Here is a 15,394-nt window from a genome sequence, read left to right as displayed (position 1 = left end):
TCAACCAAGGTCTTCAGCGGAAGGGCCAAACACGACGTCCGCATTCTTCTCGTCCGTAATCGTACAGGCGTCAAAATCGATCGTCAGAACACCACGCAGCATGAATTCGCCGGCATCGAATCTGCCCATGATCGCGCTGGCCGCCTCGTCGATCAGTGCCGAATAATCGAGCCCCCCGTTGCCAACCTCCGAGATCACGCGGCCGTCGTTCATTTCGACTGAACGAAAGTGGGTGAAGCTTTCGTCGCCGCCACCGTCGTAGGCGCCGATAACGCGCTTGACACCGGCGGCGCGAAACTTGGCGACAAGCCCCGATATTTGCCACAGCGCGTGTTTAGCGCTCGCGTCTTCCCGTTCCTCAAATTTCGATCGCCAATCCTGCCATTGCTCGGGCGACGGCTGAGGAGCCGGCGCAAGCGTTGGTCGCCGGCCGAACAGGCGTGCAAAGAAGCCCTGAGGCGCGACGGGCCGTCCGACATACGGAGATTGCGGCTGGGCAGGAATGATGGGTTCGGGACCGGGCGTGTCCGGAAACGACAGCACGCTGGTTTTGGCGCGCCAAGGTTCGACATACTCAAACGCGGATATGGCGGGCGCTTCGATGCCTTCGGATTCGGCCTGCTCGAGATACAGGTCCCATTCGGGCGAACCTTCGCCAACAAGGTAGGGCATTCCAACACCACCGGTGATTGCAGTCGGAGCCGAAACACTGCCACGCCGGGTGTTGGCTATGGCAAAACCGTTGTCGTTCTCACCGGCGGCGATCTGACAAGCGACCCTCGCCGAGCCGCCTCGCCGCAAATCACGGCTAGACCAACCGGCTCTGCTTCGCCGCCGCCTCGATGAACGAGGCGAACAGCGGATGCGGCTCGAACGGCCGCGACTTCAGCTCGGGGTGGAACTGGACGCCGATGAACCAGGGGTGATCCTCGTACTCGACGATTTCAGGCAGCACGCCATCCGGCGAGAGGCCGGAGAATTTCAGGCCGTGCTGCTCGAGGCGATCCTTGTAGGCGGTGTTGACCTCATAGCGATGGCGGTGGCGCTCCGAAATCTCGGTCGCGCCGCCATAGACCTGCGAGACGCGGCTACCGCGGCTAAGCGCGGCGGGATAGGCGCCGAGCCGCATCGTGCCGCCGAGATCGCCGGCCTTCGAGCGCTTCTCGAGCTCGTTGCCGCGCAGCCATTCGGTCATCAGGCCGACGAGCGGCTCCTTGGTCGGACCGAACTCGGTGGAGTTGGCGTCCTCGATGCCGACGAGATTTCGCGCGGCCTCGATGACGGCCATCTGCATGCCGAAGCAGATGCCGAAATACGGCACGTCGCGCTCACGCGCGAACTGCGCCGCCTTGATCTTGCCTTCGGCACCGCGCTGGCCGAAGCCGCCGGGCACCAGGATGCCGTTGACGTGCTCGAGGAACGGCGCCGGATCTTCCTTCTCGAAGATCTCGCTCTCGATCCAGTCGAGATTGACCTTCACCTTGTTGGCGATGCCGCCATGCGAGAGTGCCTCGATCAGCGACTTGTACGCATCCTTCATGCCGGTGTACTTGCCGACGATGGCGATGGTGACGTTGCCTTCAGGGTTGCGGACGCGCTCGTTGATCTTCTGCCAGCTCTGCAGCGCCGGCGGAATCCGCGAGCCGATGCCGAAGGCGGCGAGCACTTCGTCGTCGAGGCCGGCGTTGTGGTAGGCCTCAGGCACCGCGTAGATGTTGTCGACGTCGCGCGCCTCGATCACGGCGCTTTCGCGCACGTTACAGAACAGCCCGAGCTTGCGCCGCTCCTCCTTCGGGATCTCGCGATCGGTACGGCAGAGCAGGATATCCGGCTGGATGCCGATCGAGCGCAGCTCCTTCACCGAGTGCTGTGTCGGCTTGGTCTTGAGTTCGCCGGCGCTCGGAATGTAGGGCAAAAGCGTCAGATGAATGTAGACGGCGTGATCGCGCGGCAGCTCGTTTTTGAGCTGGCGGATCGCCTCGAAGAACGGCAGGCCCTCGATGTCGCCAACGGTGCCGCCGATCTCGACCAGCACGAAGTCGTAATCGTCATTGCCTGACAGCACGAACTCCTTGATGGCGTTCGTGACGTGCGGCACCACCTGGATGGTCGCGCCGAGATAATCGCCACGGCGCTCCTTCGAGATGATGTCCTGGTAGATGCGCCCGGTCGTGATGTTGTCCTGCTTGGTCGCGGGACGTCCGGTGAAGCGCTCGTAATGACCGAGATCGAGATCGGTCTCCGCGCCGTCATCGGTCACGAACACTTCGCCGTGCTGATACGGCGACATCGTTCCGGGATCGAGGTTGAGATAAGGGTCGAGCTTGCGGAGGCGGACCTTGTAGCCCCGGGCCTGCAGCAGGGCACCGAGTGCCGCTGAAGCCAGACCCTTGCCGAGCGAAGAAACCACGCCGCCGGTGATGAATATGTACCGCGCCATGGGACCTAACCTCTAATCCCTCGAACCCGATTCGCCAAAGCGATTCGTATTCAGCCCCAAAGAATCTGCGGGCCTGTGGGTGAACCAAAACGAAGAGTGGTAACAGTGCCTTGATGGGGATCTTTGATGCAGGACGCTAGCCTTCGTCCTGCATGGCCCCCCAGCTTTATTGCGAGCGAGGCACCTGCGGGCCGCTCGGTGCCGCCGGAGCCTGCTGCTGCTCGTCCGCCTTCTTCAGCGTATCCAGGATACCGCCCGACGTCGGCGCGGTGATCGGGATGCCGCCGGCCGGCTGGGTCTGCGAGGCGGGCTGGCCGATGATCGAGGACGGCGCGCGGTTGTAACCGGCATACCAGGACAGGAACAGGCTGGTGAGGAAGAATCCTGCCGCGAGGACCGCAGTGGTCCGCGACAGCAGATTCGCAGTGCCGCGGCTCGACATGAAGCCCGCGCCGCCACCCATGCCGAGGCCACCGCCTTCGGACTTCTGGAGCAGCACGGCGCCGATCATGACGGCAACGATCATGAGGTGGATGACGATGACAACGGTCTGCATGCGATCCTTCCGTCACAAGCGGGCGGCGCCTGACGGCGGCCGATCGCGCTTCGCGGGTTTTCCTGAAGTTGCGCGGTGTTACACGATCGGCAGGGGCTTTGCCACCCCCGATCGCCCCCGGATTAAAGCTTTGGGTTAGCTAGGGGCAGCCCTTCGCAATCGCAAGAAAATCGGCCGCTTTCAGGCTGGCACCGCCAACCAGCGCGCCGTTGACGTTTTTGACCGCCATCAGCTCCGCCGCATTGGACGGCTTGACCGAGCCGCCATAGAGGATTCGCATTTTCGCCCCATCCGCCTTGAACCGGGAGGTCAGGTTTTCGCGGATAAAGCCATGAATTTGCTCAACATCCTTGGCTGTTGGGGTGAGGCCCGTGCCGATCGCCCAGACCGGCTCATAGGCCACGACCAGATTGGCGGCCGTGGATCCATCAGGCAGCGAGCCGTCGAGCTGGCCCCGGACGACGTCCAGGGTCTGGCCGGCATCGCGCTGGGCTTGCGTCTCGCCAATGCAAACGATCGCGACCGTCCCTGCCCGCCAAGCCGCCTCCGCCTTCTGCCTGACAAGGGCATCGCCCTCGCCGTGGTCGGCGCGACGCTCGGAATGGCCGACGATGATGGCGCTCGCCCCGGCGTCAGCCAGCATTTCGGCCGCGATATCGCCGGTGTGGGCGCCGGAGGCCTTGGGGTGGCAATCCTGGGCCCCGACGGTGACCTTCTTGCCGCGCGCCTTGTCGGCGAAAGAGGCGATGAGGGTCGCCGGCGGACAAACCAGCAGATCGGCCTTGCCTGATACCTCTGCCGCGCCATTGAGCATGGCGTCGAATTCGGCGGCGGCAGCCTTCAGGCCGTTCATTTTCCAGTTGCCGGCGATCAAGGGGCGGATGGCATCGGTCATGTCAATGTCCAGCAAATTGAGGTTTGCGCATGCGCTAGCAGAGCTGCCGCCGCAGTTCCAGAGAAGACAGGCTCTTAACCGCAGCTCGTAAGGGCGGCCGGACCTGAGGTTGCGGGGAGAAAGCCGCCACTTTATGATGGCTTATCAATTTGGTGACGCGCTTTTGCGGAATCTGCATTAAGACGCGCTCCGTTCCCCTCCTTTCAGACAAGTTGGACCAAATGCTTCGAGGAATGCGCAAGGCCTCATCAAACTGGGTCGGCAAGACCATCATGGCCGTCGTGATGGGCGTGTTGATCATCAGCTTCGGCATTTGGGGCATCGCCGACATCTTCCGGGGCTTTGGACAATCCACGCTGGCCAAGGTCGGCCACACCGAGATTTCGCTGAACGAGTTCCGCCAGATCTACACCGACCGCCTCCAGCAGATCGGCCGCCAGTTCGGCCGGCCGCTCACGCCCGACCAGGCGCGTGCCTTCGGCCTTGACCGCCAGGTGCTCCAGCAGACGATTGCGGAAGCGGCCCTCGACGAGAACGCGCGTCAGCTCGGGCTCGGCCAGTCCGATGAGCAGATCCGCCAGCTCATCATGAACGACCCCAACTTCAAGGGCGTCGACGGCAAATTCGATGCGAACCGCTTCCAGGGGCTGATCCGCAATTTCGGCTACACGGAGCAGCGCTACGTGGCCGAGCAGCGCAAGGTGGCGCTGCGCCGGCAGATCACCGGCACGATCGGCGCCGGCCTCGAACCGCCGCAGACCATGCTCGACGTCGCAACGCGGTTCCAGAACGAGCAACGCTCGATCGAGTTCGTCAGGCTCAATACGGCGCAGGCCGGCACCATCGACGCCCCCTCGCCCGAGGCGCTCGCCGCCTATTTCGAGGACCACAAGGTCCAGTTCCGTGCGCCCGAATTCCGCAAGATCGTCTTCGCCGTGATCTCGCCGGAGGACATCGCCAAGTGGAGCGACGTCTCCGACGACGACGCCAAGAAACTGTTCGATCAGCGCAAGAGCCAACTCTCCACGCCGGAGAAGCGCCAGATCAAGCAGATCGTGTTTCCGAACGCCGCCGAGGCCCAGGCCGCGCGCGAGCGCCTGGTCGGCGGGATGTCTTTTGAAGATCTCGGCAAAGAGCGCGGGCTGAGCGCCACCGACGTCGATCTTGGTCTCGTGGCCAAATCCTCGCTCGAACCCGCGGTCGGCAATGCGGCCTTCGCGCTTCCCGTTGGCGAAATCAGCCAGCCGATCCAGGGCCCGATTGGTGTCTCGATCGTCAAGGTCGACAAGATCGAGCCGGGCGCGGAGGCCGACTATGCCAAATTCGCGCCCGACGTGAAGCGCCAGATCGCGACCGAGCGCGCTCGTGCCAAGGTTGGCGAGCTCCGCGACAAGATGGAGGACGAACGCGGTGCCGGCACCAGCGTCGCCGACGCCGCCCAGAAGCTCGGGCTCGCCGCCGTGACCATCGATGCCGTCGACCGCTCCGGCCGCGCGCCCAACGGGCAGCCGGTCGAGAACATTCCGCAGGGCCTCGATGTGGTGTCGCAGGCCTTCAACAGCGATGTCGGCGTCGACAACGACCCGATCTCGTTCAAGGGCGGCTATGTTTGGTACGACGTGCTCGCCATCACGCCGTCGCGGGACCGCAATCTCGACGAGGTCCACGATCAGGTCGAGGCGCGCTGGCGCCAGGACCAGATCGCCACCAAGCTGAAGGCGAAGGCGACTGAAATGGTGCAGAAGCTCGAGGCGGGCGGCAAGCTCGCTGACGAGGCCGCCGCGATCAACGCCAAGGTCGAGACGGCCAGCGGCTTCAAGCGCGACGACACTCCGGCCGGCGTGCCCGCCAACATCGTTGCGGCGGCCTTCCGCGCCGCCAAGGACGGCGTCGGGCAGGCGCCCGTGACCGGCGGCACCGAAGTCATCGTCTACCGCGTCACCGACATCGTCGATCCCGCGGTCGACGCCGCCTCCGACGCCGTCAAGAAGCTGAAGGAGAGCGTCGGCAAGTCGCTGGTCGACGAGCAGGTCGCCTCCTACGTCAACAAGCTTGAAACCGACATCGGAACCACCATTAATCAGGCCGCCTTCGCGCAAGTGACCGGCGCGAACCAGTGAGTTGAAAGCACGCGATGGACGACCTGAAATCGATCATTGGAAAAGTCGCGACCGGCGCCAGCTTGTCGCGTGAGGAAGCCGCATCCGCCTTCGACGCCGTGATGTCCGGCGAGGCCACCCCCTCGCAGATGGGCGGCCTCTTGATGGCGCTCCGCGTGCGCGGCGAGACCGTGGAGGAGATCACCGGCGCGGTCACGGCGATGCGCTCGAAGATGCTCACGGTCGATGCGCCCGCGGACGCCGTCGACATCGTCGGCACCGGCGGCGACGGCTCGGGCTCGGTCAATGTCTCGACCTGCGCCTCGTTCATCGTCGCGGGCGCGGGCCTGCCCGTCGCCAAGCACGGCAACCGCGCGCTGTCGTCGCGTTCGGGCGCCGCCGACGTGCTGGCCTCGCTCGGCGTCAAGATCGACCTCAAGCCTGAGCAGGTCGGCCGCTGCGTGCGCGAATGCGGCATCGGCTTCATGTTCGCCCCGGCCCATCATCCAGCCATGAAGAACGTCGGCCCGACCCGGGTGGAGCTCGCAACGCGTACGATCTTCAATCTGCTTGGCCCCTTGTCCAATCCGGCCGGCGTGAAGCGGCAGATGGTCGGGGTATTTTCGCGCCAATGGGTGCAGCCGCTGGCGCAGGTGCTGAAGAATCTCGGCTCCGAATCGGCCTGGGTCGTGCACGGCTCCGATGGCCTCGACGAAATCACCCTCACCGGCCCGACCTTCGTCTCGGCGCTCCACAATGGCGAGATCAGGAATTTCGAGGTGGCGCCCGAGGATGTCGGCCTGCCGCGCTGCGAGCCCGGTGCACTGAAGGGCGGTGACGCCGACGCCAATGCGATGGCGCTGCAAAGCGTGCTCGACGGCAAGCCGAGCCCCTATCGCGATGTCGCATTGATCAACGCCGCGGCGGCGCTGGTCGTCGCCGGCCGCGCCAAGGACCTGAGGGAAGGCGTTGCGATCGGTACAAAATCGCTCGACAGCGGCGCTGCGAACGCCCGGTTGAAACATCTGATCGCGGTCTCGAACAGCTGAGCCTGTCATGTCTGATATCCTGACCAAGATCGAGGCCTACAAGCGCGAGGAGATCGCGGCGGCCAAGCGCGCGCGCCCGCTCTCGGCGGTCGAGGCACAGGCCAAGGCGCAAGGCGCGCCGCGCGGCTTCGTGCGCGCGATCAGAGCCAAGCACGCCAATGGCGATTACGCGCTGATCGCCGAGGTGAAGAAGGCCTCGCCCTCCAAGGGACTGATCCGCGCCGATTTCGATCCGCCCCTGCTCGCCAAGGCCTATGAGGCGGGCGGAGCGGCCTGCCTATCGGTGCTGACTGATGCGCCCTCGTTCCACGGCCATCTCGACTTCATGGTTGCGGCACGCGCGGCGACCTCGCTGCCGGTGCTGCGCAAGGATTTTCTGTTCGACACCTATCAGGTCGTCGAGGCGCGCGCGCACGGCGCCGACTGTATCCTGATCATCATCGCCGCGCTCGATGACGCCACCGCTAGGGATCTCGAAGACGCCGCGATCGCCTACGGCATGGACGTGCTGATCGAAATCCACGACCGGGCCGAGCTCGATCGGGCGCTGAAGCTGCGTTCGCCGATGATCGGGGTCAATAACCGGAACCTGCGCACCTTCGAGACCACGCTGGCGACCAGCGAAATGCTGGCGCCTCTGATCCCCGCGGGGCGGTTAATGGTCGGCGAGAGCGGCATCTTCACGCCTGAAGACCTCGCGCGGCTCGAGCGCGTCGGCATGTCGACCTTCCTGGTCGGCGAGAGCCTGATGCGCCAGGCCGACGTCACTGCCGCCACGCGCACGCTGCTCGCGCGCGAGACCAAAGTCCGCGCCACGGGCACGCGCTGACATGGCACGCAAGATTTTGGCGCGCAAGGTTCTGGCGCGCAAGCCGTCCAAGGCGAAGCCTTCAAGGAAGGCGAGCCCTGCCCTCACCCATATCGGCGCATCCGGCGAGGCGCGGATGGTCGACGTCTCGGACAAGGCCGCCACGGAACGGCTCGCAATTGCCGAAGGCCGCGTCGTCATGGAGAAGGCAACGCTCGACCTGATCGTCTCCGGCAACGCCAAGAAAGGCGATGTGCTCGGCGCCGCACGCATCGCCGGAATCATGGCCGCGAAACGGACCTCGGAGCTGATCCCGCTCTGCCATCCGCTGGCGCTGTCGAAGGTCACGGTCGAGATCGAGCCCGACGCGAAGCTGCCGGGCTGCGTGGTCCGCGCCAGCGTCAAGGTGACCGGCCCGACGGGCGTCGAGATGGAAGCATTGACGGCCGTATCGGTCGCCTGCCTTACCATCTACGACATGATCAAGGCGGTCGAGCGTGGCGTGCGCATCGAGGGCATCCATCTCGTCGAAAAGCTGGGCGGCAAGTCGGGCCATTACCGCGCCTGATCCCTGCCTATTTCAGTGACGAGCTGATCGATCCGAACTTGGCGTTGAGCTTGCTCCCCAGCCCGTTCACGACCGTGATGATGGCAAGTGCGATGCCGGCGGCGATCAGGCCGTACTCGATCGCGGTTGCACCGGTTTCGTCGGTCCAGAAGTTCTTCAAAGTCTTTTTCATGATCGTGTCCTCTCTGCGTCGGCGGACCTGGGTTCGCAAATCGCGTGCCAATGTGGCCTCGAGGATCGTCAGCAGGTTAGATGGTTAAGCATTGATTGATTTCGCCGCGACCGGCAAAAACTGACCGGCATCGCGATCGTCTCGGGCAAAACCTGCACGCCTCTCGCCACGCGCATCGATCGCATTTGTGCGTTTAGGTTTATGTCGCGTTAACCGCGCTTCCTAACGTCGCCTCCATATCGAGCCCGTAAACCGACGGATGTCATGGGGATCAAGAACTGACCCTGACGTGTGTACGGCGACGAACGACATGATGACAGGATACGGCAGCCGCCTCTTCGACCAGGCCTTCGCGCGCAGCGGACCGATCCGCTGGCTCGTGGTGGGAGGCACACTGCTGATCGCCGCGATCGCCGTCGGCGCGGTGCTGATGGCGCAGAATTTCCGCGAGCGCGCGCTGCGCAACTCCAACCGCGAGCTGGAAAACACCGTACTGCTGCTCGCGCATCATTTCGATCAGCAATTGCAGGATTTCGCGGTCATCCAGAAGGATTTCGTCGACCACGTGCGCTTGAACGGAATCACGACCGCAGCGGACTTCCGCAAGCGCCTCTCCGGCCAGGACGTGCACCAGATGCTGCGCTCGAAGATCGATGCGCTGCCTTACATGGGGGGCGTCAACGTCATCGACGCCGACGGCAATCTGATCAACTCCTCGACGGCATGGCCGGCTCCGAAAGTCAACGTGTCCGACCGCGCCTACTACCGCAGCTTCCGATACGATCCGCAGGCGCCCGACGTGCTGATCGAACCGGTGCACAGCCGCATTTCCGGCGCCTGGACTATCCTGATCGTGCGCAGGATCATGGGCCCGAACGGCGAATTCATGGGCCTGATCGGACGCGGCATCGAGCCGGCCAATTTCGAAAAATTCTTCGAGACCGTCATGCTCGGTGAAGGCGCGACGATCTCGATGCTGCACCGGGATGGGACGCTGCTCGCCCGCTATCCCTCCTCCAGCCACATGATGGGACGCAATTTCAGGAACGGTTCGTCCGAGCAGCAGCAGATCTTCGCGCTCGACCATTTCGCCGGACGCATCGTGAGCCCGATCGACGGCGAGGACCGGCTGGTGTCGGCGCGTGCTTTGCCCCATTTCCCGATCCTGATGATGGCGACGACAACGCGCGCCGCAGCGCTCGCCGACTGGCGCGAGCAGATCGGAATCCTGATTTCGGTCGCAGGCGCGTCCGCGCTCGCGATCGCGGGCGTGCTGACCGCGATCGTGCGCAAGCTCCTGGAGCAGCACCGTCTGTCCCGGGAACGGTTGACGCTGGAGAAGCAACGCCTCGATCGCGCCGTCAACAACATGACCCAGGGTCTGCTGCTGTTCGACGCCGAGCGGCGGCTGGTGATCTGCAATCAACGCTACATCGAGATGTACGGCTTGGCGGCCGACATCGTCAAACCTGGCTGCAGTTTCCACGACATCATCGCGCACCGCAAGGCGACCGGCTCGTTCACCGGCGACGTCGACCAATATGCCGCGCGCGTGTTGCGAGACATTCAGGTGCGCAACTCCATGGTGGTCGACACCAGCGACGGCCGCTCGATCCAGATCGTGAACGAGCCTCTGAACGATGGCGGCTGGGTCGCAACCCATGAGGACATCACCGAGCGTCGCCGCACCGAGGAGCGCATCACCCACCTCGCCCATTACGACGCGCTGACCGACCTGCCCAACCGCGCCAAGTTCCACGAACATTTGCGCGAGGAGCTGGCCGCCATCGCCCACGGCGAAGAGCTTGCGGTGCATTACATCGACATCGACGAGTTCAAGGGCGTCAACGACGCGCTCGGCCATCTCGTCGGCGACGAGCTGTTGAAGTCGGTCGCCGAGAGGCTGCGTCGCTGCGCCGGGCCGACTGATTTCGTCGCTCGGCTCGGTGGCGACGAATTCGCGATCGTGCAGAGCGCGGTGACCTCGCAGGACCAGGTCAGCGAGCTCGTTGCCCGGGTCTTCGCCGCGATCCGCATGCCGTTCGATTGCATGGGCCATCACCTCACCACCGACGCCAGCATCGGCATCGCGCTGGCGCCGGGACACGGCAACGCGCTCGACCAGATCCTGAAGAACGCCGACATGGCGATGTACGCCGCCAAATCTGCCGGGCGCCGCACCTATCGCTTCTTCGAGCCGGAGATGGACGCCAAGGTGCGCGAGCGCCGCCAGTTGGAGATCGACCTGCGCCATGCCATCGCCCAAAGCGGACGTGACGGCGGGCGCGAAGGCGGCCTCGAGGTCTATTATCAACCCTGCCTCAGCTTGAAGGACGACCGCATCACCGGTTGCGAAGCGCTGGTGCGCTGGCGCCATCCCGAGCGCGGCATGGTCTCCCCAGCAGAATTCATCCCGATCGCTGAGGATACCGGGCTGATCAACGAGATCGGCGAATGGGTGCTGTCGACCGCCTGCCGCGACGCGGCCACCTGGCCCGACGACATCAGGCTCGCTGTCAACGTCTCGCCGGTGCAGTTCAAGAGCGACACGCTGGCACTGAAGATCATGGCGGCGCTGGCCGCCTCCAATCTGCCGGCGAGCCGGCTCGAGCTCGAGATCACCGAGGCCGTGCTGATCCGCGACGATGACACTGCGCTCGCGATCCTGCACCAGCTCCGCGCCATCGGCGTGCGCATCGCGCTTGACGATTTCGGCACAGGCTACTCCTCGCTGAGCTATCTGCATCGCTTCCCGTTCGACAAGATCAAGATCGATCGCTGCTTCGTCAGCGACATCGCAGGTCCCGACGGCTCCGCCAGCATCGTGCAGGCCGTGGTCAACCTCGCCAGCGCCCGCCGCATGGCCACCACGGCCGAAGGCGTCGAGACCGAGGAACAGCAGCGCCTGCTGCGCACGCTCGGCTGTACGGAGATGCAGGGCTATCTGTTCAGCGCCGCAAGGCCGGCCGACAAGGTGATGGAGCTGTTCGCGCTCCATCGCAGCCGCCTCGCCCAGCGCGAAGGCAGCGGAAGCCGCCGGCGCGAGGCAAGCTAGGCCATCGAGGGACACGGTCTGATACATTGCCGAAAGTCGCAACGGCAGGGGCGATCACCCGGCTTTTGCGTGGCTCAATTACTCACGGACTTCTTCCGGCCGCGCGGTGCTCGATTGGCTCCGTGCCGGCTGGCATCAGTAAGGCCGAGCGCGAGGGCCGCTGCGCGGCGACCTCTGCCGCAATCGAGCCGAGCCTGAGGCGGCCTGCAAACGACAACGCCCGGGAGTGGTGAACCACTCCCGGGCGAAGCCTCGAGGCCGCGAGGGCCTATGACGCTTAGTTCGGCACCGTCGCCTTCGGCGCCGGCTTGGCGGCGGCCGCGTTCACGGTAACCCCGTGCAGGAAGTCGAAGGCCGCGTGCAGCGCCTTGTCGTCCTTCTCTTCCGGCGGGACATAGGATTGCGATCCGGTCTGCTCGGCGCCCTCGGTGTTCTGGAGATGCCCGCGCATCTGGGACTCCGCGATGGTGTCGACCCGGCCTTTCAGCTCGGCCGGAACGTCCTGGAGGATCTCGATATCGGGCGCGATGCCCTGCGCCTGGATCGAGCGACCCGACGGCGTGTAGTAGCGCGCCGTGGTCAGCGCCAGCGCGCCGTTGCCAGAGCCGAGCGGAATGATGGTCTGGACCGAGCCCTTGCCGAACGAGCGCGTGCCAATCAGGGTCGCGCGCTTGTGGTCATGCAGCGCGCCGGAGACGATCTCCGAGGCGGAGGCCGAGCCGCCGTTGATCAGGACGACGAGCGGCTTGCCCTTGGTGAGGTCACCGCCATGCGCGGTGAAGCGCTGGGTTTCTTCCGGATTGCGCCCGCGGGTCGAGACGACTTCGCCGCGCTGCAGGAACGCGCTGGACACCGACACGGCCTGGTCGAGCAGGCCGCCCGGATTGTTGCGCAGATCCATCACATAGCCGACCAGCTTGTCTTGCGGCACGTCCTTGGAGATCGAGGCGATCGCCTTCTTCAGGCCGTCCGTGGTCTGTTCGTTGAACGAGGTGACGCGGATATAGCCGATGTCGCCGTTCTCGACATGGAAGCGCACGGGCCGCACATGGATGATCTCGCGCTTGATCGCGACATCAAGCGGCGCGTCGGCGCCCTTGCGCACGATGGTGAGCTTGGTCTGGGTGTCGACCGGCCCCTTCATCTTGTTGACGGCCTGCTCGAGCGTCAGGCCCTGCACGTTTTCGCCGTCGATCTTGCTGATGAGGTCGCCGGACATGATGCCGGCCTTGGACGCCGGCGTGTCGTCGATTGGCGAGACGACCTTGACCAGGCCCTCCTCCATCGTGACCTCGATGCCGAGACCGCCGAACTCGCCGGAGGTGGTCTCCTGCATCTCGGTCCAGGCCTTGGCATTCATGTAGCGCGAATGCGGATCGAGCGAGGTCACCATGCCCGTGATGGCGCCTTCGATCAGCTTGGCATTGTCTGGCTTCTCGACATAGCTCGCCTTCACCCGCTCGAAGACCTCCCCGAACAGATTGAGCTGGGAATAGGCGTCATCCGCGCTTGCCGCCGCTCGTGCCGCCCATAGTCCGCCCTGCGGACCGGATACGAGGAGGGTCAGACATGCGCCGGTGAGCGCGCCCAGTGGGAAGAGCAGGGTTTTCCGCATGGAATGGGTGGCCTTTTCGCTTAGCGGTTCTTTTGAGGCTTGGGCAGCCGCCATGCAAGTGGCGATCCAAGCCGGTTCTCACAATATCATTCTGGTTTCTTCAAGGCCGGCCTGCCACGCCGGCGGGTACGCCGTAAATTTCCCTTCGCCCGAACCTAAACATTTGGCAACGTTCGCAAGACCGGCCCCGCATGACGGGAATCAGTCGGTCGGACGGCGCCTCGCAGCTATGCGATTTTAGGATGGTTTTGGAGGGCCGGACGGGATAGGCGATGGCATAAGGCTTCAAATTCTCGGGAGGACAATAATGAACGAAGCACTCCGGCCGGAACGGAACTTCGAACTCGGCGCCAGCGACGAGCCGTTCCAGAACCTGCACGAATTCATCCGGAAGGCGCGTTCCAACCTCAACCAGAACGCCTGGGACTACATCGTCGGTGCGGCCGAGACCGAGACCACGATGCGCCGCAACCGCATGGCGCTCGACGAGATCGCGTTCCGCCCGCGTGTGCTGCGCGACGTGCGCAAGGTCAGCGGCTCGGTCGAGCAGTTCGGCCGCAGGATGCGACTGCCGGTTGTCCTCGCCCCCGTCGGCGCACTGGAGATCTTCGATCCACACGGCGCCGCCAGCGTCGCCCGCGCCGCGGGCACCTTTGGCGCATCGCACATGCTCAGCTCCGTCTCCGAGCCCGGCCTGGAAAAGACCGCCGAAGCCGCACCCGATGCGCTGCGCATGTTCCAGCTGTACGTCCGTGGCGATGACGCATTCGTGGCTGACGTCGTCAGCCGCGCGCAGAAGGCCAATTACGCAGCCTTCTGCCTGACCGTCGACACCGCCCATTACAGCCGTCGTGAGCGCGACATCGCCAAACGCTACGTTCGCGAGAGCCGCCTGCGGGCCACCGGCGGCGATTACCAGAAAGGTCTGGAGTGGCGGACCGTGAAGATGGTCAAGGACAAGTTCAAGATCCCGCTGATCATCAAAGGCATTGCGACCGCCGAGGACGCGCAGATCGCGGTCGATCACGGCGTCGACTGGATCTATGTCTCCAACCATGGCGGCCGCCAGCTTGATCACGGCCGCGGTGCCATGCACGTGCTGCCGGAGATCGTCGACGCCGTGAAGGGCCGCGCCAAGATCATGGTCGACGGCGGCTTCTGCCGCGGCACCGATATCGTCAAGGCGATCGCGGCGGGCGCCGACCTCGTCGGCATCGGCCGGCTGCAATGCTGGGCACTGGCGGCCGCCGGCGAGGCCGGCGTGACGCGAATGCTGGAACTGCTGGAGGACGAGGTGCTGCGCTGCCTCGGTCTGCTAGGGGCCACCTCATTTGGCGAGGTCAACAAATCCTGCCTGCACCCGGCCACCGCAACCAATGCGCCGAGCGTGTTCAGCGCATTCCCGCTGTTCGACCACGAACCCTATCGCTACTGACCCGAAAGGATGCAGGTGACCTCGCTCTCTCCCGGCAGCGCCGATGCGCTTCTGTTCGATCTCGGACGCGTCGTGCTCGACATCGATTTCTCCCAGGCGATCGCCTGCTGGGCGAGACATGCGGGCTGCAGGCACGACGCCATCGTCGCGCGTTATGTGCGCGACGAGGCCTACCGCCTGCACGAGGTCGGCAAGATCAGCGACGAGGACTATTTTGCCTCGTTGCGCGCATCACTCGGAATCTCCATTTCGGATCTCCAGTTCCTCGAGGGGTGGAACGCGATTTTCGCTGGCGAGATGCCCGGTATCGCGGAATTGCTGCCGCGCGCGGCAAAGCAGATGCCGGTCTACGCCTTCTCCAACACCAACCGCCCGCACGTGGACTATTTCTCGAAGGAATATGCCGACCTGCTCGGCCATTTCCGCGAGCTGTACCTGTCCTCCAGCATCGGCCTGCGCAAGCCGGATGCGGAAGCATTCGACCATGTCGTCGCCGCGATGGGCGTGCCGGCCAGCCGGATCGTGTTCTTCGATGACCTCGCCGAGAATATCGAAGGCGCGCGGGCCCGGGGCCTCACCGCGGTTCACGTGACCTCGCCCCACGACGTCGGCATCGCGCTCAAGGCGCTGGGGATATGATCCGGGCAGGTTTTCGGAACAATTTCGCCTTGAAGTGAGGAACCAAAGCACTTTGTGCATTTT

General features: G+C 64.5%; 13 protein-coding genes. 7 read left to right on the top strand and 6 right to left on the bottom strand.

The annotated features are described in order from the left end of the window. The 4 genes from Q0687_RS24515 to tpiA form a co-directional block, all read right to left on the bottom strand. Entirely contained in the window at positions 1–672 is a 672-nt protein-coding gene (locus Q0687_RS24515; RefSeq protein ID WP_298882568.1) for a hypothetical protein, read from the bottom strand. Positions 673–808: 136 nt separating this feature from the next. After that, positions 809–2,440, bottom strand: a complete 1,632-nt coding sequence (locus Q0687_RS24510; RefSeq protein WP_298882565.1) for a CTP synthase — start codon at positions 2,438–2,440, stop codon at positions 809–811. Between the two features lie 166 nt (positions 2,441–2,606). Further along, a complete protein-coding gene (gene secG / locus Q0687_RS24505; RefSeq protein ID WP_298882563.1) occupies positions 2,607–2,996 on the bottom strand; it encodes a preprotein translocase subunit SecG in 390 nt (129 codons plus the stop codon). Positions 2,997–3,135: 139 nt separating this feature from the next. Then, positions 3,136–3,891, bottom strand: a complete 756-nt coding sequence (gene tpiA / locus Q0687_RS24500; protein WP_298882561.1) for a triose-phosphate isomerase — start codon at positions 3,889–3,891, stop codon at positions 3,136–3,138. A gap of 221 nt (positions 3,892–4,112) precedes the next feature. On the opposite strand from tpiA, the gene Q0687_RS24495 reads away from it, so the two are divergent. The 4 genes from Q0687_RS24495 to moaC are packed head-to-tail and all read left to right on the top strand — an operon-like array spanning position 4,113 to position 8,415. Further along, positions 4,113–6,011 carry a SurA N-terminal domain-containing protein gene (locus tag Q0687_RS24495; protein WP_298882559.1) on the top strand — a complete coding sequence of 633 codons (1,899 nt, stop codon included), beginning with the start codon at positions 4,113–4,115 and terminating at the stop codon, positions 6,009–6,011. 14 nt (positions 6,012–6,025) lie between these two features. After that, a complete protein-coding gene (gene trpD / locus Q0687_RS24490; RefSeq protein ID WP_298882556.1) occupies positions 6,026–7,039 on the top strand; it encodes an anthranilate phosphoribosyltransferase in 1,014 nt (337 codons plus the stop codon). Between the two features lie 7 nt (positions 7,040–7,046). After that, a complete protein-coding gene (gene trpC / locus Q0687_RS24485; RefSeq protein WP_298882554.1) occupies positions 7,047–7,868 on the top strand; it encodes an indole-3-glycerol phosphate synthase TrpC in 822 nt (273 codons plus the stop codon). Between the two features lie 31 nt (positions 7,869–7,899). Continuing rightward, on the top strand, positions 7,900–8,415 hold the full coding sequence (gene moaC / locus Q0687_RS24480) for a cyclic pyranopterin monophosphate synthase MoaC (RefSeq protein ID WP_298882618.1): 516 nt from the start codon (positions 7,900–7,902) through the stop codon (positions 8,413–8,415). Positions 8,416–8,422: 7 nt separating this feature from the next. Here the strand turns inward: moaC and Q0687_RS24475 are convergent, their stop codons facing one another. After that, positions 8,423–8,587, bottom strand: coding sequence for a Flp family type IVb pilin (locus tag Q0687_RS24475; protein WP_298882551.1), 165 nt, complete (start codon positions 8,585–8,587; stop codon positions 8,423–8,425). Positions 8,588–8,897: 310 nt separating this feature from the next. Here Q0687_RS24475 and Q0687_RS24470 point away from each other — a divergent pair, with 310 nt between their 5' ends. Further along, positions 8,898–11,642, top strand: coding sequence for an EAL domain-containing protein (locus Q0687_RS24470; RefSeq protein WP_298882548.1), 2,745 nt, complete (start codon positions 8,898–8,900; stop codon positions 11,640–11,642). A 277-nt stretch (positions 11,643–11,919) separates the two neighbouring features. Here the strand turns inward: Q0687_RS24470 and Q0687_RS24465 are convergent, their stop codons facing one another. Continuing rightward, positions 11,920–13,257 carry a S41 family peptidase gene (locus Q0687_RS24465; RefSeq protein ID WP_298882546.1) on the bottom strand — a complete coding sequence of 446 codons (1,338 nt, stop codon included), beginning with the start codon at positions 13,255–13,257 and terminating at the stop codon, positions 11,920–11,922. A gap of 307 nt (positions 13,258–13,564) precedes the next feature. Between Q0687_RS24465 and Q0687_RS24460 the strand changes: the two genes are divergently transcribed. Further along, positions 13,565–14,692 (top strand): alpha-hydroxy acid oxidase, encoded by a 1,128-nt coding sequence (locus Q0687_RS24460; RefSeq protein WP_298882544.1) that lies wholly within the window; start codon positions 13,565–13,567, stop codon positions 14,690–14,692. Positions 14,693–14,701: 9 nt separating this feature from the next. Further along, positions 14,702–15,331 (top strand): HAD-IA family hydrolase, encoded by a 630-nt coding sequence (locus tag Q0687_RS24455; RefSeq protein WP_298882542.1) that lies wholly within the window; start codon positions 14,702–14,704, stop codon positions 15,329–15,331. Positions 15,332–15,394 lie beyond the last annotated feature (63 nt).

Origin of the sequence: uncultured Bradyrhizobium sp., assembly GCF_936928535.1 — a bacterium.
Taxonomy (GTDB): domain Bacteria; phylum Pseudomonadota; class Alphaproteobacteria; order Rhizobiales; family Xanthobacteraceae; genus Bradyrhizobium.
Note: the sequence above shows the minus strand (reverse complement) of the source record. Positions and strands in the feature narration are given on the sequence as shown.